Here is an 18,967-nt window from a genome sequence, read left to right on the forward strand (position 1 = left end):
GTTCACCCGGCCGCCGCGACCGCGCTGCCGCTGAACGAGCGGGCGAGCGCGAGGATGAGCCAGGTGATCAGACCAAGTCCCACCGACAGCGCGGCCGAGGTCGCGAAATTGGCGGCCAGCGTGAACTCGGTATAGATCAGCATCGGCAGCACGTCGATATTCGTCGCCAGCGTAAACGCAGTCCCGAAGGCCCCCATCGCGGTCGCAAATGCGATCGCGCCGGACGCAACGAAGGCCGGCGCCAGCGCCGGCAGCACGACGTCACGCTGGACCGCCCAGGGGCTGGCGCCGAGCGAACGCGCGGCTTCTTCCAGACCGACATCGAGCTTTTGCACGGCCGCCATGATGGTCAGGATCACGCGCGGGATCGAGAAGTAGAGATATCCGAGGAACAGCCCGTAGATCGAATAGGCGAAGACGAACTTCTCGCCGAAGATCCGGTTCGACAGATCGCCGATCAGCCCCTGCCGCCCCGCCAGCAGAATGATCATGAAGCCGACCACCACGCCGGGAAACGCCAGCGGAAAGGTCAGCATCGCGATCAGCACGGCCCGCCCTGGAAAGCGGTGCCGCTGCAGAAACATTCCGGCAATCGTCGCCACGATCAGCGTGACGACCGTTGTTGCCGCGGCCAGCAACACGGTATTGATCAGCGTCGCGCGATAACGAGCTTCGGTCAGGATGGCGAGATATCCGGCGAGCCCGTGCGGACCTTCGGCACCCGCAACCACCAGCCGTGCCATCGGCAGCAGGAAGAATGCCGTGGTCACGACCGCGAGCGGCAGCAGGCAGAACCAAACGAAGGATTTTTGCGACATCAGAAGAATGGTGCCCCGGCGAAGGGCACCATATTGCCTCAGCGAACCTCGGCGAGATAGCGGTCGACGAAGGCTTTTTGCACGTTTTCCATCTCGCCCCAGTCGACGCTCTTGGCGCGGGCATAGTCGCTGTCGGGGAGGAATTTCACCTTCACGGAAGCCGGCAGCTCGATCGGGCGGGCCGGACGCAGATAGGCATTGGTCCAGATCGCCTGCCCTTTGTCGGACAAGAGATAGTCCATCACCTTCTTGGCCTTCTCCTTGTCGGGCGCGTTCTTCACGAGACCAACGACATAGGGAAACACCACCGATCCCTCGCAGGGAATCACAAACTCGAAGTTGCCCTTCTCCGAGTACTTTGCGCGATAGGCATTGAAGTCGTAGTCGAACAGGATCGGCATCTCACCGGAGACGACGCGGGCATACGATGTCTGCTTGGGTACGATAGGATCGTTCTTGCGCAGCTCCTTGAAGAAGCTGATCGCCGGATCGAAGTTGCCTGGCGAGCCTCCGAGCGCCAGATTGACGGCGACCGCGCCGACATAGCCGACCGCCGCCGACGACGGATCGAGATAGCCGACCATCCCCTTGTAGTCGGGCTTCAGGAGGTCCTTCCAGCAGGCCGGCACCGGCTTGCCGCCAAGCGCATCCTTGTTCACGAACAGGCCGAGCGTGCCGGAGTGGATCGTGGTCCAGTAGCCTTCGGGGTCCTTGAGGCCGGCGGGGACCTGATCCCAATGCGCCGGCTTGTAGGGCTCGAGCGCATCCTGGGCCTTGGCCTTCATGCCGAAGGTCACGCCGAAATAGCCGATATCACCGACCGGATTGCTCTTCTCGGCCAGGATCTGGGCCAGCGCCTGGCCGGAATTCTTGTTGTCGTGCGGGATATCGTACTTGAGATCCGCCTTGATCGCCTTCAGCATCGACGCCCAATCCGCCCATTCCGGCGGACAATTGTAGCAGATAACGTCGGCCGCCCTGGCTGATTGCCACGGCGCGATCAGCATCAGCGCCAGCAACGCAAGGACAAGGCGGACGGTCTTCATGGGAGGCTCCGGTCTGGGAGAGGATGCAATGAGGATTTCAACATCAACCGGGGGACCAAGTATAGGCCGCGTATGAATGTTTTGCGACGCGCTTGCTGCCGTGCAGCAAATGCAACGGCTCCGATGCCGACCATCGGGTGCTCGCGGCAGCCAGTCGTTTCGCGCTATGCTGTCAACCAAAAGAGAAAGCGCCCATGTACCGGCCGCCCGGCGTCAGCACATCGCCCGATCTTCCCGTTCCCGGCCTGATGCAGGCCTGGGTCCTTGGTGAGCCCGGCCAGCTCCTGCTTTGCGAAAAGCCGACGCCGGTCCCCTCGCGCGCCGAGGTGCTGGTGCGCATCGACGCGGTTGCGATCTGCGCCACCGATCTCGAAATTATCCATGCCGGGTCGCCGGCAAGCATTCAGGGCGGTCTGCCCTTCAACAAGAACTTCACGCCAGGCCACGAGTATATGGGCTCGGTCGCTGCACTCGGACCGGACGTTGACGAATTCAGGATCGGTGAGCGGGTCAGCGTCGAAATCCACGCCGGCTGTGGTCAATGCAAACGCTGCCGCCAGGGCATGTACACCTCCTGTCTCAACTATGGAAGGCCGGAGAAGGGCCACCGCGCCAACGGCTTCACGACCGACGGCGGTTTCGCGGAGTACGCAGTCAACCACATCAATACGCTGGCGCGCGTACCGGATAGCATGAGCGACGCGGAGGCGACGCTCGTGGTGACCGCGGGCACGTCGATGTACGGCTTGACGGAATTGGGAGGATTGGTGGCCGGCGAGAGCGTCGTGGTGATCGGCCCGGGGCCGATCGGACTTCTCGCAGTTGCTGTGGCCAAGGCGCTTGGCGCAAGTCCGGTGATTTTGACCGGCACGCGCAACAAGCGGCTGGCGATCGGCCAGGAACTGGGGGCCGACCGCGTCATCAACATCAACGACGAAGACGCCGTTGCGGTCGTGAAGCAACTAACAGGGGGGATCGGCGCGGACTATGTCGTCGAATGCGCCGGCACCGAAGCGACACTCAACCAGGCCATTCACATGACCAATCGTGGCGGCAAGATTTGTCTGGCCGCCTTCCCGCACGAAGCTGCGACGCTGGACATCGCGCATCTCGTGCGAAACAACATCTACGCTTACGGGATCCGCGGCGAGGGCCGCAGCGCCACGCGCCGCGCCATGGAATTGATGGCGGCGAAGCGGTTCGACGCGACAAGGATCCACACGCATACGTTTCCGCTGGAAGACCTGCCGACGGCGCTCAGATATGCACGGGATCGCGTGGATGACGCGATCAAGGTCGTCGTCACCACAAGCAAGGCCGACGCGATCGCGCGCCGCTGCGGAGTAAGGTCCGTTCGCGCCGGCGGGAGACCGGACAGCCCGCTCACACCGAACAATATCGTTCCTTGATCTCGTCGTCGGCCAGCAGGGCCTGCGCCGACGCCTGGTGCACCACCGCCCCCTGATCAAGGACGTAGGCACGATCGGCGATGCCGAGCGCGAGCTCGACATTCTGCTCAACCAGCAGCACCGTCGTTCCCTGCGCCTTCATGTTGCGGAACAGCACGCCCATCTCCTCGACGAGGACCGGCATGATGCCCTCCGAGGGCTCGTCGAGCAGGATCATTTTTGGCTTTGCGATCAGCGCGCGCGCAATCGCCAGCATCTGCTGTTCTCCGCCCGACATCGTGACCGCCTCCTGGTCCATCCGCTCGGCCAGCCGTGGGAATATCACCGCGATCTCGTCGATCCGCTCGGCTTCCCGCTTCTTCGCCGGCGACGCCACCAGCCCGAGCCGCAAGTTTTCCCGGACCGACAATCCCTGCACAATCCGCCGCTCTTCGGGAACATAGGCAAGTCCCAGCGCGAAGCGCACATGCGCCGGCCGGCTCAGCAGCTCCTTGCCCTTGAAGGTGACCGAGCCGCGCGTTCGTCCCATCAACCCCATGATCGATTTCAGCGTCGTCGTCTTGCCGGCTCCATTGCGACCGATGAGGCAGACTATCTCGCCTTTGGTCACTTCGAGCGTTATGTCCTGCAGCGCGTGACTTGCGCCGTACCAGGCATTGAGCTTGCCGATCTGCAGCATTAGTCAATGCTCCCGCTGGCCGAGATAGACCCGCTTCACCGCCTCGTTCTGCCGGACCTCCTGCGGCGTTCCTTCGGCGAGAAGTTCTCCGTGATGCAGCACGAGGATGCGATCGCTGATCCCGAGCACCAGCTTCATCTTGTGCTCGACGAGAATGACCGTACGCTCTTTTGCGAGCTTCACGATCAGATCCATCATGGTCCGGGTTTCCTCCGGACTCATGCCGGCCGTCGGTTCGTCCAGCAACAGCAACCGGGGTTGGCTGGCAAGCGCCATGCCGATTTCCAGCGCGCGCTGCTCGCCATGGGCCAGCGTCTTGGCGGCACGTTCGCGAGATTCCCACAATCCGACCAGGGCAAGCAGCTCGTCCGCCCGCTCGACCAGCTCGGTCAGGCGCGCGCGGGGACGCCAGATGTCGTATCTCGACACCAGCGCCTGCAGACCGACGCGGATGTTTTCACGGGTCGTGAGCTGCGGAAACACGCTGGTGATCTGAAAGGACTTTGCGATGCCCATATGCGCAAAGCGGTGCTGCGGCAGGCCGGTGACATCTTTGCCCTCGAATTCAACGCTGCCTTTGGTGGGCGCAAACGCGCCGCACAGCAAATTGAAATAGGTGCTCTTGCCGGCCCCGTTCGGACCAATAATGGAGGTGATCGCTCCTCGGGAAAACTCCGCCGAGATATCGTTCAGCGCGACAAACTTCCCGAACGTCTTGCCGACGCCCCTGGTGCGCAGAATGATTTCCTTGGTTTGGCCTTCCGCGGCGCTCATCGCCTGCCTCGCGCGATCAGCGTGCCCCAGATGCCGGCGGGGAAGAACAGCACGCATGCAATGAAAATGGCGCCAACGATCAGTTGCCAGTGAACCGTCCACACGGAGACCACATTCTCCAGGATCAGGAAGACGGCGGCGCCGATCATCGGCCCGAAGAACGTTCCCATACCGCCCAGCAATGCGATCATCACGACTAGGCCCGACGTCTCGTAGTGCAGGATCTCGATCGGAACGATCGACAGATGCAGCGCCTGCAAGGCTCCCGCGAGACCGCAGAAGCCGCCAGACAAAACGAAGGTCAGCAATCGGGTCTTGGTGACGTCATAGCCTGACGCGCGGGCGCGCATCTCATTCTCCCGCACGGCCTCAATGACGGCGCCAAATGGCGAGGCAAGAATGCGCGACATCACGAAAAACGCGGCAATCACAAAAGCCGCGATGACATAGTAACGGATCATCGGATTGATGAAGTCGAGCCGCAAGCCGAACAGATCGATGGTGCGGACGTTGATGCCGCGGAGGCCGTTTTCGCCACCGGTCAGGTCAACCGCCTGATAGAACAGGTAGTAGACACATTGCGACAGCGCCATCGTCACCATCGCGAAGTAGATGCCGCGGGTCCTGATCGCGAGCACGCCAATCAACGATGCCATCAACAGGCCGCCGGCGATCCCGGCCGCGATGGCCGCATACCATGGACAGCCAAAATGCACGATGGCGATGCCACAGAGGTAGGCACCGGTTCCAAACAGCGCCGCGTGACCAAATGACAGCAGACCGAGATAACCAAACACGAGGTTGAAGCCGACGGCGTACAATCCATAGATCAGGATGTTCACCGCGAGGGCCGTGAACGGCATCACCAACGGGAAAATCAGGATCACCGCGGCCACAATGCTGGCGCGATGCCGCGTTGCGAATTCGTACCAACTGCCCGTCGTGGCACGAGGCTGTTTGATGGATTCGGTGGCTCCGGTCATCCTTGGCTCTCAGCTCATCAATCCGGCGCGGCCGAAGAAGCCTTGGGGACGAACGATCAGGACGATCGCCATCAGCGCAAAGATCGAAACCTTGGCCATCTCGGGCGCAAACAGCGACGTCATGCTGACCACCACACCAACGAGGAGGCCCGCCAGTACGGCGCCACCGATCGAGCCCATGCCTCCTACGACCGTAACCACGAAAGCCTCGGCGAGAATCGTGCCGCCCATCTCGGGAATGACGCCTTGAAGCGGGGCAGCCAACAGCCCGGCAAAGCCAGCAATCGCGGTGCCTATCCCGAACACGATCAACCAGACCCTGGAAACGTCGACCCCAAGGACGCGGACGATTTGCGGATCGCGCGCGCCGGCGCGGATAATGAGTTCGAAGCTGGTCTTCTCCAGAAACAGCCAGAGCGCCAACAAGACGACGGCCGTCGCACCGATCACGAACAGGCGGTAGAGTGGAAAATATCCGACACCGATGTTGACGGCCCCTTGCAGAAGCTCGGGCGTGTCGAAGGGATAACCGGTCTTGCCGAAGGCAATGCGCACGCACTCGACCATGACATAACTCAACCCGAAGGTCAGCAGCAGCGGATAATCGATGCCGCGGCCGTAAAGCGGCCGGATCAGCACGCGCTCGACGGCAAGGCCGAACAGCCCGATCAGAAGCGGCACCGCCAGCAAGCAGAGCCAGAAATTGCCGCCGATCGAAATGAGGTACAGCCCGACATAGGCGCCGACCATGTAGAACGCGCCATGGGCGAAGTTGACGACGGTCAACATCCCGAAGATCAGCGAGAGGCCGATCGCAAACAGCACGTAGATGGCGCCGAGCGCCAGCCCGGCGAATAGTTGCAGTGCAATCAGGTCAAAGCTCAGGCCCGCCATTTGTCCCCCTCAGCACGACGCGCACCGCCCCGCGGTGCGCGTCGGCGCATGGCTCAGCTCTTGTGACCAAGCGCGTCGCAGGTACGCAGGTTCTTCTCGTTAGGCTCTTCGGTCGATAGAACCTCGAACACATCTGACTCGTTCTTCATGTCCTTGGACTTCGACTTGATCACGAGCACCGATTGCACCGACTGGTGATCGCATTTGCGATAGTATTGCGGCCCCTTGTAGTAGTCGTACTTCAGAGCCTCCAATGCCGCGACGACCTTGTCGGTCTCCACGCTGCCCGCGCCCCTGACCGCCTCGAGCACCGTCCGAACACCGCCATAGCCGAGCGCACCGTAGTCGGTAGGCAACTTGCCGTCGTACATCTTGCGGAACGCGTTGTTGAACGCCTTGGTCGAGGCGAACTTGTCCTCGATGCCCCAGAAGAACGAGCAGCCGCCGACAACGCCTTCGAATGCCTGGGGGCCCGCCGCAACGCGACTGGCATGCGACAGCAGCGGCGCGATGATCTGGATCGATTTCTTGATGCCGAAGTCAGTTGCCTGTTTCAGTGCGATTTGCTGGTCCCGGCCGAAATTGCTGATGCATAGAATATCGGGCTTCAGCGCCTGGAGACGCGGCAGCAGGGTCGAGAAATCAGTCGTTCCAAGCGGATGACGGATGTCACCAAGATTCTCGATGTTGAACTCCTTGCCGACCTCGAGAAAGCCGCGAACCATCTCGTGACCGTAAGCATAGTCCGCCGTGAGAAACGCCACCTTCTTGCCGAATTTGGTGAAGGCGTAGCGACCGACCGCCCCTGACGTCATGTGCGGGTTCAGCGCCTCGTGGAAGGTGAATTTGCTGAAATCCTTGGCCTCATTGATGGTGTCGGACTGGCTGATCGAATTGAAGATGACCCCGCGTTCCTTGGTGACGTTGTTGATCGCGAGCTGAACCGCCGCGGACAGACTGCCGACAACGAAATTCACCTTCTCCTTCTCGACCAATTCCAGGGTCCGCGTCGCCGCCTCACCGGGATTCAGCTTGTCGTCACGCACGACGAGCTCGGCCTTGCGGCCGTTGAGACCGCCGGCATCATTGAACTGGGCGACAGCAAGCTGACCCGCCCGCACCTGGTCCTGGGCCTCGGCGCCGTATGGACCGGTCAAAGGAACCGGGAAGCCGATCTTGATGGGCGCTTCCTGGGCCTGAAGCAGATTGATGCGAAAAGGCGAGACGGCGAGAACGGCGCCGGCGCTTGCCGTCGTCAGCAGACGACGCCGTGATATCGATCCAGCTTTGGTCACCTTCTTCGTCATGACTATTCCTCCCCAAGAACTGTCTGCGTTTTGCTTATCGTATTATCGTTGCCCGGACGTCTCCACTCAGATCCGTCCCAGGGCGGACAGGATAACCTGAGGCGTGAGCGGAATCTCGGTAATTGTTGCGTCAAGCGGCCGGAGCGCGTCATTGACCGCGTTGGCAACCGCAGCTGCCGCGCCGGCTGTCCCCGCCTCCCCAGCCCCTTTGGCTCCCAGCTCCGATTCCTGCGTCGGAGACACCACGTGGCCGACCTCGATATCGGGCATCTCGCCGGACATCGGGACCAGATAGTCCGCCATATTGGCATTGGTCAGCTGACCGCGTTCGTCGTAGATGCACTTCTCGAACAGCGCCGCGCCGAGCCCCTGCACGACCCCGCCCCGGATCTGCTCGTCGACCAGTTGCGGGTTGATGATGGTGCCGCAGTCTTCGACAACCCAATGCTTCAGCAGCTTAACGAACCCGGTCTCGGTATCGACCTCGAGCCATGAGGCCTGAACGCCGTTGGTGAATGCAAAGGGATATTGGCGCGGAACGAAATGCCGGGTCGCCATCAATTCGGGCTGGATACCGGGCGGCAGGGTGTCCGGTCGAAAATAGACGATCCGCGCAAGCTCGTTCAGTTCGATGCGCGGCGCGCCGTCGGCGGCGTTGACGATACCGTTGTCGACGATATCGAGCTCGGCCGGCGTCGATTGCAGGATGGCCGCGGCGACGTTCAGGATATTCTGGCGCAGGGCCTTGGCCGCCTGCAATGCAGCTTCGCCGCCGATGCCGGCGCCGCGCGAGGCCCAGGTGCCACCGCCATAGGGCGTGTGGTCGGTGTCGCCCAGGATGACGCGAACGCGTTCCATCGAAACGCCAAGCACGCTGCCGACGATCTGGGCCGTCAGCGATTCCGACCCTTGCCCCTGTTCCGTGATGCTGGTCTGGCAGATCACCGACCCTTGCGCGTCGAGCCGGACCGCAACGCCATCCTGCGATGAAATTTTCGCGCCGCCCACGCCATAAAAGGCAGCGCTGGGATTGGTCACCTCGATGAAGCTCGCGATTCCGATGCCCCGATGGACGTTTCTGGCGCGCAAGGCCGCTTGCTCAGCGCGCAGCGCGTCGTAATCCATCATCTGAAGCAGCTTGGTCAACGAGGCGTGATGCGACAGCTGCTCGAACTTCATGCCCGAGGGTGATGCACACGGATAGGCATCGTCGGCGATCAGATTGCGCCGCCGGATTTCGACGGGGTCCATGCCGATCTTCGCTGCCGCCAGATCGACCAGACCTTCGGTGACCGAACAGGCGATCGGGTGTCCAACCGCCCGGTACTGGCACATCACGTTCTTGTTCTGGAAAACGACGCGCGCCCGCGCCCGATAGTTCGCCGTGGCATAGGGCCCACCGACCAGATTGACCACCTGATTTGCCTCGATGGCGCTGGTGCGCGGATACATCGAATACGGGCCGATCCCCGTCAGGTCGTCGATCTCGAAGGCTGTGATGGTGCCGTCCGGCCTGACGCCGATCCGCCCCCTGCATCGATGATCGCGGGCGTGGATGTCCGTGTTGAAACTCTCGACGCGGTCCGCCACGAACTTGACTGGCCGACGCAACAGCTTAGACAGCGCGTAGGTCGCCATTTCGTCGGCGTAGATATGGACCTTGATGCCGAACGAGCCGCCGACATCCTTGCAGACCACTCGGACCTGCGCTTCCCTTAACCCAAGATGCAGCGCCGCGATGTTCTGCACCATATGGGGCGCCTGCGTGCCCTGATAGATCGTGAGCCGTGCCTCGGCCGCATTCCAATCGGCAACGACGGCCCGCGACTCAAGTGTCACGCCGGTGTGGCGCCCGAATACAAAGTCGGCCTCGACGAGTTCGGACCCCGACAATGCATGATCGACGTCGCCGGCGTCGAGCGTCCGCTCAAAGGCAAGATTGTCGCCGAGCGCAGCATGAATGACGAGAGCTGCCGGATCGAGCGCAGCACGCATGTCCGTGACTGCCTCAAGCTCCTCGTAGTCGACCGAAATATGCTCCATGGCATCTTCGGCTGCAGCACGGCTGGTCGCCACAATCGCTGCAACGGCCTCGCCCTGCCAGCACACGCGGTCGACCGCGATCGCGTGTTGTGGCGCAGACTTCAGTCCCTTCAGGTGCGAGAGCACCCCAACCCACGGCGTGATGACCGCTTCAAGTTCACGACCCGTGACGATGGAAACGACACCGGGCATGCGCCTTGCCGCGTCGGCGTCGATCGCTGCGATTTTGGCGTGGGCATGTGGCGACCGTAGAAAAACCACATGCGCCATCCGCGGCAATTCGAGATCACTGACATATTGGCCCCGCCCCTGCAGCAACCTGTCGAGGTTCGGCCGCGGTACGGTCTTGCCGATGTAGGAATTCGGGCGATCAAGCACCGAAAGCGCGTCTGCTGGCGCCCGCGTCACCGTCATGCGCCCCGCTCCGCGCGCGTCATGGCTGTCGCCTCAACCGCATCCACGATGGCCTGATAGCCTGTGCAGCGGCAATAGTTGCCGGAAAGATGCTCACGGATTGCTCGACGATCAGGCACCGACACGTGCTTCAGCAGGTCCTGCGCCGTGATCAGCATCCCAGGCGTGCAATAGCCACACTGCAATGCATTGCGCTCGCGAAATGCCGCCTGAAGATCGGCTATTTCACCGCTGTCAGACAGCCCCTCGATTGTCTCAACTGACGCGCCCTGCGCCTGGACCGTCAGCACCAGACAGGAGCGAACGATCTCGCCATCGATCCGGACCGTGCAGGCGCCGCAAACGCCGTGCTCGCACCCAATGTGGGTTCCGGTCAGCTTGAGATTTTCCCGGAGGAAATCAGCAAGATTGAGCCGCGGCAAGACGAAGGCGTCGATGGGTTCGCCGTTGACCAGAAGCGAGACCGGTACCGGAGCGTTCACTTACCGACTCCCGTTTCCAGTTCTGGCCGTGCGAGCAATGCCGCCACGCAGCGCCGGAGCAAGACCGTCGCGAGGTGTCGACGCATGGCCGCGGTCGCCTGCTGGTCCTCCTGTGGATCGAGTTCATCGGCCAATGCGGCCGCCGCCTCTGCGAGCAAGGCGGGCGTTACCGTGGCATCGATCAGTTTGCCGGCGGCCGCCGCGAGCAATGGCCGGTCGCCAACAGCAAAGAAGCCGAGCCGAAGAGCTGAGAACCTGCCGGCTGCAACAACGGCACGGGCGGCGAGACCAACGACAGCGTAGTCGCCATGCCGCCGGGCATATTCCTGAAAGAAAAATGTCGAGGCTTGGCCTGCGACCGGCACCTCGACCGCGACAAGCAACTCGTCCGGCAACAGCGCCGTTTCGTAAATTCCCCTGAAAAACTCCGTCGCAGTAATCCGGCGCTCGCCGGCCGAGCCCCGAACAACGATCGTGGCGTCAAGCGCCACAACACAGGCCGGCAGCTCCGACGCAGGATCGGCGTGAGCGAGGCTACCGCCGATCGTTCCGCGATTGCGAATTGCGGGATGGGCAACGTGGGCAACGGCATCGCGCAACAGCCGCGCGTGCAGTGCAACCTCCGGCGATCTGAGCAGATCGACGTGCCGGGTCAGCGCGCCGATGACCAGCAGGTCTCCCCTCACGGTGATGCCGCGCAACTCGGCGAGGCCGCCGATATCGACCAGAATGTCCGGAGACAGGAGCCGCAGGTTCATCGCCGGCATCAGGCTCTGACCACCCGACAGAACCTTCGCCTTGTCGCCGTGCATGGCGAGCAACTCCAGCGCGTTCACGACGCTGGTCGCGCGGGCGTAGGCGAAAGCCGCAGCTTTCATGTGGGCGTGGCCTCCCGGGCCCAATTTTGGTTTGCCCGATTAGAGGGCCGCCCTCTTCAAAGGTCAAGCTTGTTTATCGAGTGATTATTTGTGCGGCGGGGCTTGTCTTCGCCTCGGGAAGGCCGCAGGTTCCTTGCCAACTAAAGTTCAAATCGCGGGGAGGCGGATCATGAAGCTCGGTTTTTTTACGATGCCGATCCATCCTCTCGACAAGGATTGGCGGCAATCGCTCCGGGAGGATCGCGAGGCCTTTCTGCTCGCGGACGAGCTCGGCTTCACCGAGGCGTATGTCGGCGAGCACGTCACCGACAAGGCCGAGAACATCACCTCCAGCATCGCCTTCATTGCCTGGCTCGCAGCCGCAACCAAGCACATCAAGCTTGGAACCGGCACCATCAACATGCCAAACACGCATCCGGCAGCCATCGCAGCGTCTGTCGCCATGCTTGATCACATGCTTGATGGCCGTTTCATCCTTGGAATCAGCCCGGGTGGATTGCTGTCCGACGCGGAGGTTTTTGGCAATCTCGATGCCGACCGCAATGCCATGTTCCTCGAAGCCATCAATCAGGTTCTTGATATCTGGGCTGGCAAACCGCCCTATGATTTGCAGGGCAAATATTGGAATGTCTCGGTCAAACGGACCCTGATCGAGGACATTGGCCAGGGAATCGTCGCTCGCCCTTTGCAGGCTCCTCACCCGCCAATCGTGGTAACCGCGGTGGCGCCATTCTCAAAAGGCGTCACGGAGGCGGCGGCGCGCGGCTGGGATCCGATCTCGGCAAACTTCCTGATGCCGGCCTGGGTGAAGAGCCACTGGCCGAAATATGTTGAGGGTTGTGCGCGCGTGAACCGGGCACCCGAGCCCGCCAATTGGCGCGTCGCCAAGAGCGTGTTCGTGGCAAAAGATGCAGCAACCGCGAAGGCGTATACCACGTCGCCCGACAGTCCGTACGTGTACTATTATCACCAGTTGTTCACGAAGCTGAAGCGCAGTGGCCGGCTCGAGTTGTTCAAGACACGACGGGATCAACCTGACGCTGAGGTCACACTGGAATCGATCTGCGACAAATTGATCATCTACGGCACGCCCGAAAGTGTGGCTGACCAGTTGCTGGCGTTCCAGGAAGAGATTGGCACCTTCGGAACCCTGCTTTATGCCGGCAAGGACTGGAAAGATCGGGAGCTTGGCCGTCAATCGATGATCCTGATGGCCGAGAAGGTCCTGCCGCGGATCAATGCCACCGCCGCCGGATCATCGACGTGAAGGAGGTTCGACATGGCCTTTACTGATCGCATTCCGTACCAGGCGCAGGTCGACCGACCGAAACTGACACTGCCCGACGGCAAGAAGCTCGCCGTGTGGGTTATCCTCAATGTCGAGGAATGGCGCATCGAGAATGCAATGCCACGCACCGTGCTGAGCCCACCGATGGGCCAGCCCCTGCTGCCCGACGTGCCGAACTGGTCGTGGCATGAATACGGCATGCGCACCGGCTTCTGGCGGCAGTTCAAAGCTCTGACCGATCGAAAGATACCGGTGACGCTGGCTGCGAACGCCAACGTCTGCAACAGCTATCCGCGTGTGGCGTCGGCGGCGCGCGAGGCGGGCTTCGAATTCATGGGACACGGGTTTGTTCAGGGCCCCATGCACAAGGTCGAGAACCAGGCGGATGCAATCAAGCGCGCGGTCGACACGATTGCTGGATTTAGTGGCAAGCCGCCGCGATCATGGGAAAGCCCGGGCCTGACCGAAACCGAAGACACGCTCGATCTCCTGCGCCTCAACGGGATCGAATACGTGGCCGATTGGGTGATCGACGATCTCCCTCAGGACATCGCCACGCCGCACGGCACCGTGACGACGATTCCCTATTCGGTCGAGACCAACGACATCGTCATTCACGCGCTGCAACACCTTCCGTCGGAACAGTTCCTGACGCGCTGCACTGACCAATTCGATCGGCTGTACCTTGAGGGCGCAGAGAATGCGCGGATCATGGCCATCTCGGTGCATCCCTACATCACGGGCGTGCCGCACCGTATCAAGTACCTGGAGGCCCTGCTCGATTACGTCATCGGCCATGACGGCGTCGCCCTCATGACGGCAAGCGAGATCGGGGATTGGTATCGGGGTCAGATGGCGACAATGTAGCGCGCTCAGCCGGCGACCTTGATCGGCGCCCGTCGACGATCGGTCGCGCTCTCCGCCATTCTCTCAAATCCTGCGAGGAAGATATCCAGCGCGTCACTGATCATCTGCGCCTTGTCCTCGAGGACAGGCGCTTCGTAGATGTACTTGCGTACGCCATAATAGAAAATGCCGCCGTGAAACACCCAGGCCAGCTCGAGTTCTTCTGCGCTGGGCCTGCCCTGTGTCGCGAGGCCGGCGTCGTGGCGGCATTCCCGGAGAATGCGCGTCAGGATCTTGTCCTTGACCATGCCAACATACCAGCGATTGATATCGAGGCCCTTCAGGCCGGAGTAGAGATAGATTCGGAGCCATCTTCGGTTGAAGATCGCGTCGGTATAGATTTCGTAAAACTCCTGGAGCCGCACGCGGAGCGGACGTGACCGATCCGAGAGCACCTTCTCCCAGCCTATTTCAAGTGGTTCGAGATATACCTTGCGGTAGACCTCCTTGATGAGATCGTCCTTGCTCGGAAAATAGCGGTAAAGCAGCGGCTGCGTCACGCCGAGCTTGTGAGCAAGGGCGCGCGTGCCGCCGCCAAATCCCTCCTCCGCAAATAGCTCGGTTGCCTTGGTAACGAATTCACTGCGACGATCGACAGCTGATAGTCGCCTCTGCTTGGCACGAACACGCTTGACGGGCGTCTTTCGATTCATGATGTCTTGCCACCACCGTCAGCCAAAAACCGGCCAAAACCTCCGCGCGCGAACAACAGCGGACTGTTCCGGTTATAGGCGTAGGCTTCCACCGCGCCTAGGAAAATGACGTGATCCCCGCCATAGTAGCGGTTGGCGGCACGGCATTGGAAATTCGCGACCACATCAGCAAGCACGGGAGCATTCCCGAGACCCGGCGTCCAGCTCACACCCGCGAACTTGTCCCCCGACGATCTGGCAAACTGCATCGCCAGCGCCTGTTGCGACGCGTCTAGAACGTTGACCGTAAAATGGCTGGCATTCTGGAAGATCGGCAGTCCCTGCGAAAACATGCCCAAGCTCCACAACACCAGTGGCGGGTTGAGCGACACCGATGCAAAGGAATTGCAAGTAATTCCATAGGGCCGTCCTTCAGCCGACATCGCGGTGACTATCGTCACACCTGTTGCGAACGTACCGAGCGCATTGCGGAAATCACGGGGGTCGATCGCCGAACTATCGCTTGCGAGCTCACTGGCGGGATCCAGCGGATGTTTGGGTGAGTCGGACATCCGGCTAACCTCAAAGCGTCAGGTTTTCAGACGGCAGCCCCAGAGCCACCCGCCCGTAATTGGTGCCCGCCGCGTCGAAATTGAACGCGAGATGCGAATTCACCGCATGCGCGTCGCGGAATTGGCGCTGCAACGCTCCCGAGGTGAACAGGCTGCGTGCGCCGCCCGCCGCAAATAGAAGAGACACCGCCTCGGTGCACAAATTGACCGCGAACGCACCGTCGCGCCGAAGCTTCGTCTTCGCTGCAATGCCCGGGATATCGCCACGCCGGACCTCCGCAAGTGCCTCAACGCAGTTCGTGCGCATGATCAGCCGCGCGGCATCTATCTTCGCCGACGCCTCGGCAATCTTGATCTGTGTGCTTTGCAGGTCCCCGATCTTGGCCCGGTTATATGTCGAAGCGCGGTGTCGCGCGATCTCGACATAGTCATCAAGGCAAGCCTGCGCATTTCCCAAACCAACCCCGGACAACACATAGGGAAACAACGAAAAGACCGGAAGCATGTAGAGCGCATTTGGATTGACGATACTGCCCGGCGTCGCACCTCCCGCAAGATCGCTGACGGCAACGGTCATATGCTCGGCAACGAATGCGTCGGTGACCCGCACGTCGTTCGATCCCGTTCCGCGCAAGCCAGCCGCATTCCAAGTGTCGTCGATGCTGTAGTCTCGCCTGTTCAACAGGAATAGCCGATACTCGACACCATCGGCCTCATCATCCGAGGCGACCACGCTCGCGAGCATGTTCCATCCGCAGGATTCCACCCCGGACGAAAACGGCCAATGACCACTCAGAACATATCCGCCGCCGGCCTTCCTCGCGCGACCCGCCGGGAAGACAAAGGAAGACGCGATCAACGCATCCGGATCCTCTTCCCACACCGCGCTCTGCGCTTCGGGCGCGAACATAGCCAGCATCCAGTGGTGACTTGCAAGGTTGGCAAAATTCCAGGAGACCGAGGCATCCCCCTGCCCGAGGGCATCGGCGCAGTCGACCAGCGCAACATAGTCGAGCTCGCTGCCTCCGACGCGCTTGGGCTGCAGTATCCGGAAAAGGCCGCTGTCAAGTAGATCCCGCTCGGTCTCCGACGGCAATCTGCGCAGCTCTTCGGTCCGCGATGCCCGTTCGCGCAAAGCCGGAACTAGCGCCCTGGCTCGTGCGACCATGATCGAATAACGATCCATATCCGAGCCTGACTGTGCCTTCGTATCGAGCCCGCGGCCAACCTCAACCATGGTCTCTTCCTTCGTTCGATCTCCAAGAGATTTGCGCGTGCGATCGAGCCGTCAACTCAGTTTATCGATCGATCACCAGAGATCAAGACGCGCAAGCCTGCATTCCCTCAATTCAAGGCTCAGGATCCCACGACTGCCGCCGGGCGCCCATTTTAGGAAACGCTTCCAGCGATGCTTCGTTCGCACTGCACATGCCCATTCTAGCATCCCCACGCCCAAGATTCGATGCCGGCTACGACCGCGGCTTGCCAAAGGGGGTTACCCATGGCCAGAAACGCAAAAAAGCCCGGTGACCGAAGCCACCGGGCGCTCCACGTCATCGATTGTTCGCAACGACCCGAACCACGTCGCAGGATCTAGACGAGCTCTTTCCGCCAATACAGCGTGTGCTGCCATGCCCAGGGCGAGCCAGGTTCGAAGAGCCGATACCCCTGCCGGATAAAATTATTGGCCGAGAAGATGTTGTCGGTGGTATCAGAAACGATCGCCTTCCAGCCGGCACGGCGCGCTCGTGCTTCCAACGCGCGAGTAAGCCGCAGCTGCAGGCCGTGGCCGCAGTGCGGCATCACGACGCCAACGCGGCACAGATATCCAGCATTTGTAACATGGGTTGAAGGAACGACACCCGCGAATGCGATTGGCTTCGCGCCACGGAACGCAATCCACCAATATCCTTGCTCGAAGTCCGGTACACGGGTCCCGTCGGAGAATATCAGCTGATGAAGCTCGGCGAGCGAGTCCGCCACCGCTTCGTCCAGGGCTTCGACCTCGCGTATCCGATACATTTCTGCGCCTCAATGATTCTGTTGTCCGCCAAGGCGCCCAGATCTATGTCCAAGGACATCAATCCGCTCCGCGCTCCGCGAGTCATTTTCCGAGCGTGGCCTTGATGCCCAACCAAACGGCTCCGAGAAAACCCGTGGCAAGCATAGTGATCACCGCCTTGAATGTATAGTTTTGTGCCTGCTCGACACTTCGTCGCCAGCGCCGGAGGTGCTGAAAATCGGCGCGCATCTGCGTAATCGTTCTTGCCACTCACTTCTCCTGCCAATCGGACGGGAGATACTCGCTCGGAGCCGTGTCGCAATCCGGATCAGGATCAGGCAACACCGCGCGAAATGCGATCGTGGGAAAGTCCGTCTGCTCGCGTTTGGGATGCGGGCGCGGAATGAACTGGATGATCTCGGCGCTCATGCAAGCTCCCACAACGCGACGGCAACCAGACCCGCGAGCGCGAGCGATATCAGATAGGCGGTCATGCAAACCTCGTTGATCGGCCGGCAGCGCGCGATGCGGCCGTGGAATGAATGTGCGGCAGATCGCGCACGGGCGGCGATCTTTGGGGCGCGAACCTTATCCCTGACGAGCGGGGCCGCGGGCGGCGCCGGCTTGCGCCGCGCCGCAGGACCGGCGCGTTCGCGCGCGCCGGTCAATTCGTGGTCGCTTCTACGGGTTCGGACGGCGGCGCGCTTGCGACGCTCAGGCGACGGGCTGGGAGGATGTGGCGTCGTGACGGTGCGGCCGCCGTCCGATTGGTGAAACGGCAAACAAAAAGCCCGCCGCGGATTGCTCCGCGCGGGCTCAACAATTTCTGATTTTCGGATTATGCCCCTGAGTTGCCCGACGTGTCAAACCCTTTTTTCGGGCTGAATGCGATCGGTAAAATGCGATGCGTCGGCTTCGACGGTGAGAAACCGCCTTGAGCGAAAAGCTTGGGCATTGATCCGGAATCGCAACGCGAGCCGGCGCCAAGCGCCTATGCTTGCTGCGATGATGTCAGTGTGCCGTTGAGTTGCCCGACGCGTCAAGCGGACAGCTCACAATATTTGGATCACAATATTTGGATCGACATCAATACAGTTTTTGGCTTGCGTCGGTCGAACTGACCCGCGCCGCATTTGATTGCAAGGAGGAAGCGTCGATGTATTTCGTTGCTGCCGTGCTCGCGGTCCTGTCCGGCCTGTTCTACGCCGCGGGCCACCATCAGATCGGCTCTCTCGGTGCCACCATGTGCCAGTATGGCGGCATCTTCTGCGATAGTCCAGTGCTGGTTCTCGTCGGTGCGGGATTTGCAGCAGCGTGGGGCGTGCTGGTCAGCGTTCGCTGATCATCCCGCGATGTTTCCGACGATGATTTTGTGCCGCTGATTTGCCCGACGAGTCAAATTCCTCCGCCCTGCGTCGGGATGTGATCCCACGAACGCCCGCATCTATCGCGGCGTGCCCGGATTTGCCGGATGAGCGGGCTTTGGGCCGGGTGGATCAGGCTCGATCGGTGCCTTGGGCTCGGTCGGTATGACCTTTGCGCCGGCCGCGCGCGCCGCCTCGCCGGTCGTTGAGTAGTTCGCCGAAGCGGCCGACTGCACGTTCGGCTTGTTCCACGGACCGTGATCCACGATCAGCATGCCGAGCACGCCGAGGATCGCAACCACGGCCGCGACCAACAGCGGCGTGCCACCATGCCGATTTCGATGCTTGACCGAACCGCCGTCCGCAATGCCATGCGCCTGCATTGTCATCATCGCCTCCTCCACGGAAACAAGCCGCGACGCGCGCGTAAGTTTCCGGTTCCCCGATGTGAAAGCGAGGCATGTCGGTGGAACCAA

Annotated in this window: 21 protein-coding genes; 4 read left to right on the forward strand and 17 right to left on the reverse strand. The window is 61.4% G+C overall.

The window, feature by feature from the left end:
* Positions 1-2 precede the first annotated feature (2 nt).
* Together RX327_RS27345 and RX327_RS27350 are read right to left on the reverse strand one after the other, a co-directional pair.
* Positions 3-818, reverse strand: coding sequence for an ABC transporter permease (locus tag RX327_RS27345; protein ID WP_050383847.1), 816 nt, complete (start codon positions 816-818; stop codon positions 3-5).
* A gap of 38 nt (positions 819-856) precedes the next feature.
* Positions 857-1,864, reverse strand: a complete 1,008-nt coding sequence (locus RX327_RS27350; protein WP_050383848.1) for an ABC transporter substrate-binding protein — start codon at positions 1,862-1,864, stop codon at positions 857-859.
* A gap of 137 nt (positions 1,865-2,001) precedes the next feature.
* On the opposite strand from RX327_RS27350, the gene RX327_RS27355 reads away from it, so the two are divergent.
* Positions 2,002-3,273 carry a zinc-dependent alcohol dehydrogenase gene (locus tag RX327_RS27355; protein WP_244481852.1) on the forward strand — a complete coding sequence of 424 codons (1,272 nt, stop codon included), beginning with the start codon at positions 2,002-2,004 and terminating at the stop codon, positions 3,271-3,273.
* Here RX327_RS27355 and RX327_RS27360 read toward each other — a convergent pair.
* The 8 genes from RX327_RS27360 to RX327_RS27395 all read right to left on the reverse strand — a co-directional run bounded on the left by RX327_RS27360 (position 3,248) and on the right by RX327_RS27395 (position 11,727).
* Entirely contained in the window at positions 3,248-3,952 is a 705-nt protein-coding gene (locus RX327_RS27360; RefSeq protein ID WP_317247675.1) for an ABC transporter ATP-binding protein, read from the reverse strand. The genes RX327_RS27355 and RX327_RS27360 overlap by 26 nt on opposite strands.
* 3 nt (positions 3,953-3,955) lie before the next feature.
* Complete coding sequence (locus tag RX327_RS27365; protein WP_050383850.1) at positions 3,956-4,726, reverse strand: ABC transporter ATP-binding protein; 771 nt, start codon at positions 4,724-4,726, stop codon at positions 3,956-3,958.
* Positions 4,723-5,709 carry a branched-chain amino acid ABC transporter permease gene (locus RX327_RS27370; protein WP_050383851.1) on the reverse strand — a complete coding sequence of 329 codons (987 nt, stop codon included), beginning with the start codon at positions 5,707-5,709 and terminating at the stop codon, positions 4,723-4,725. Before RX327_RS27370 ends, RX327_RS27365 begins: the two co-directional genes overlap by 4 nt.
* A gap of 9 nt (positions 5,710-5,718) precedes the next feature.
* The gene (locus RX327_RS27375) at positions 5,719-6,603 is read right to left on the reverse strand and encodes a branched-chain amino acid ABC transporter permease (RefSeq protein WP_317247676.1); all 885 of its coding nucleotides are present in this window, start codon (positions 6,601-6,603) and stop codon (positions 5,719-5,721) included.
* Positions 6,604-6,656: 53 nt separating this feature from the next.
* Positions 6,657-7,910 (reverse strand): ABC transporter substrate-binding protein, encoded by a 1,254-nt coding sequence (locus RX327_RS27380; RefSeq protein ID WP_317247677.1) that lies wholly within the window; start codon positions 7,908-7,910, stop codon positions 6,657-6,659.
* Positions 7,911-7,976: 66 nt separating this feature from the next.
* The gene (locus RX327_RS27385; RefSeq protein WP_050383853.1) at positions 7,977-10,367 is read right to left on the reverse strand and encodes a xanthine dehydrogenase family protein molybdopterin-binding subunit; all 2,391 of its coding nucleotides are present in this window, start codon (positions 10,365-10,367) and stop codon (positions 7,977-7,979) included.
* Entirely contained in the window at positions 10,364-10,849 is a 486-nt protein-coding gene (locus RX327_RS27390; RefSeq protein ID WP_028336868.1) for a (2Fe-2S)-binding protein, read from the reverse strand. Before RX327_RS27390 ends, RX327_RS27385 begins: the two co-directional genes overlap by 4 nt.
* On the reverse strand, positions 10,846-11,727 hold the full coding sequence (locus tag RX327_RS27395; protein ID WP_028336869.1) for an FAD binding domain-containing protein: 882 nt from the start codon (positions 11,725-11,727) through the stop codon (positions 10,846-10,848). The genes RX327_RS27390 and RX327_RS27395 overlap by 4 nt, the downstream gene beginning before the upstream one ends.
* 169 nt (positions 11,728-11,896) lie before the next feature.
* On the opposite strand from RX327_RS27395, the gene RX327_RS27400 reads away from it, so the two are divergent.
* Both RX327_RS27400 and RX327_RS27405 read left to right on the forward strand, forming a co-directional pair.
* Complete coding sequence (locus tag RX327_RS27400) at positions 11,897-12,994, forward strand: LLM class flavin-dependent oxidoreductase (RefSeq protein ID WP_050383854.1); 1,098 nt, start codon at positions 11,897-11,899, stop codon at positions 12,992-12,994.
* Between the two features lie 12 nt (positions 12,995-13,006).
* Complete coding sequence (locus RX327_RS27405) at positions 13,007-13,882, forward strand: polysaccharide deacetylase family protein (protein ID WP_050383855.1); 876 nt, start codon at positions 13,007-13,009, stop codon at positions 13,880-13,882.
* Between the two features lie 5 nt (positions 13,883-13,887).
* Here RX327_RS27405 and RX327_RS27410 read toward each other — a convergent pair whose 3' ends face one another.
* The 6 genes from RX327_RS27410 to RX327_RS27435 all read right to left on the reverse strand — a co-directional run bounded on the left by RX327_RS27410 (position 13,888) and on the right by RX327_RS27435 (position 17,556).
* Entirely contained in the window at positions 13,888-14,574 is a 687-nt protein-coding gene (locus tag RX327_RS27410) for a TetR/AcrR family transcriptional regulator (protein WP_028336872.1), read from the reverse strand.
* Positions 14,571-15,125 (reverse strand): flavin reductase family protein, encoded by a 555-nt coding sequence (locus RX327_RS27415; protein WP_050383856.1) that lies wholly within the window; start codon positions 15,123-15,125, stop codon positions 14,571-14,573. The genes RX327_RS27410 and RX327_RS27415 overlap by 4 nt, the downstream gene beginning before the upstream one ends.
* 10 nt (positions 15,126-15,135) lie before the next feature.
* On the reverse strand, positions 15,136-16,311 hold the full coding sequence (locus tag RX327_RS27420; protein ID WP_152977491.1) for an acyl-CoA dehydrogenase family protein: 1,176 nt from the start codon (positions 16,309-16,311) through the stop codon (positions 15,136-15,138).
* 407 nt (positions 16,312-16,718) lie between these two features.
* Complete coding sequence (locus RX327_RS27425) at positions 16,719-17,147, reverse strand: GNAT family N-acetyltransferase (RefSeq protein WP_050383858.1); 429 nt, start codon at positions 17,145-17,147, stop codon at positions 16,719-16,721.
* Positions 17,148-17,229: 82 nt separating this feature from the next.
* Entirely contained in the window at positions 17,230-17,397 is a 168-nt protein-coding gene (locus RX327_RS27430) for a hypothetical protein (RefSeq protein WP_317251450.1), read from the reverse strand.
* Positions 17,398-17,556, reverse strand: a complete 159-nt coding sequence (locus tag RX327_RS27435) for a hypothetical protein (protein ID WP_157345204.1) — start codon at positions 17,554-17,556, stop codon at positions 17,398-17,400.
* A 727-nt stretch (positions 17,557-18,283) separates the two neighbouring features.
* On the opposite strand from RX327_RS27435, the gene RX327_RS27440 reads away from it, so the two are divergent.
* Positions 18,284-18,469, forward strand: a complete 186-nt coding sequence (locus RX327_RS27440; protein WP_050383966.1) for a hypothetical protein — start codon at positions 18,284-18,286, stop codon at positions 18,467-18,469.
* 102 nt (positions 18,470-18,571) lie between these two features.
* Here the strand turns inward: RX327_RS27440 and RX327_RS27445 are convergent, their stop codons facing one another.
* Entirely contained in the window at positions 18,572-18,874 is a 303-nt protein-coding gene (locus tag RX327_RS27445; protein ID WP_050383967.1) for a hypothetical protein, read from the reverse strand.
* Positions 18,875-18,967 lie beyond the last annotated feature (93 nt).

It is taken from the genome of Bradyrhizobium sp. BEA-2-5, assembly GCF_032918025.1.
GTDB lineage: Bacteria > Pseudomonadota > Alphaproteobacteria > Rhizobiales > Xanthobacteraceae > Bradyrhizobium > Bradyrhizobium pachyrhizi.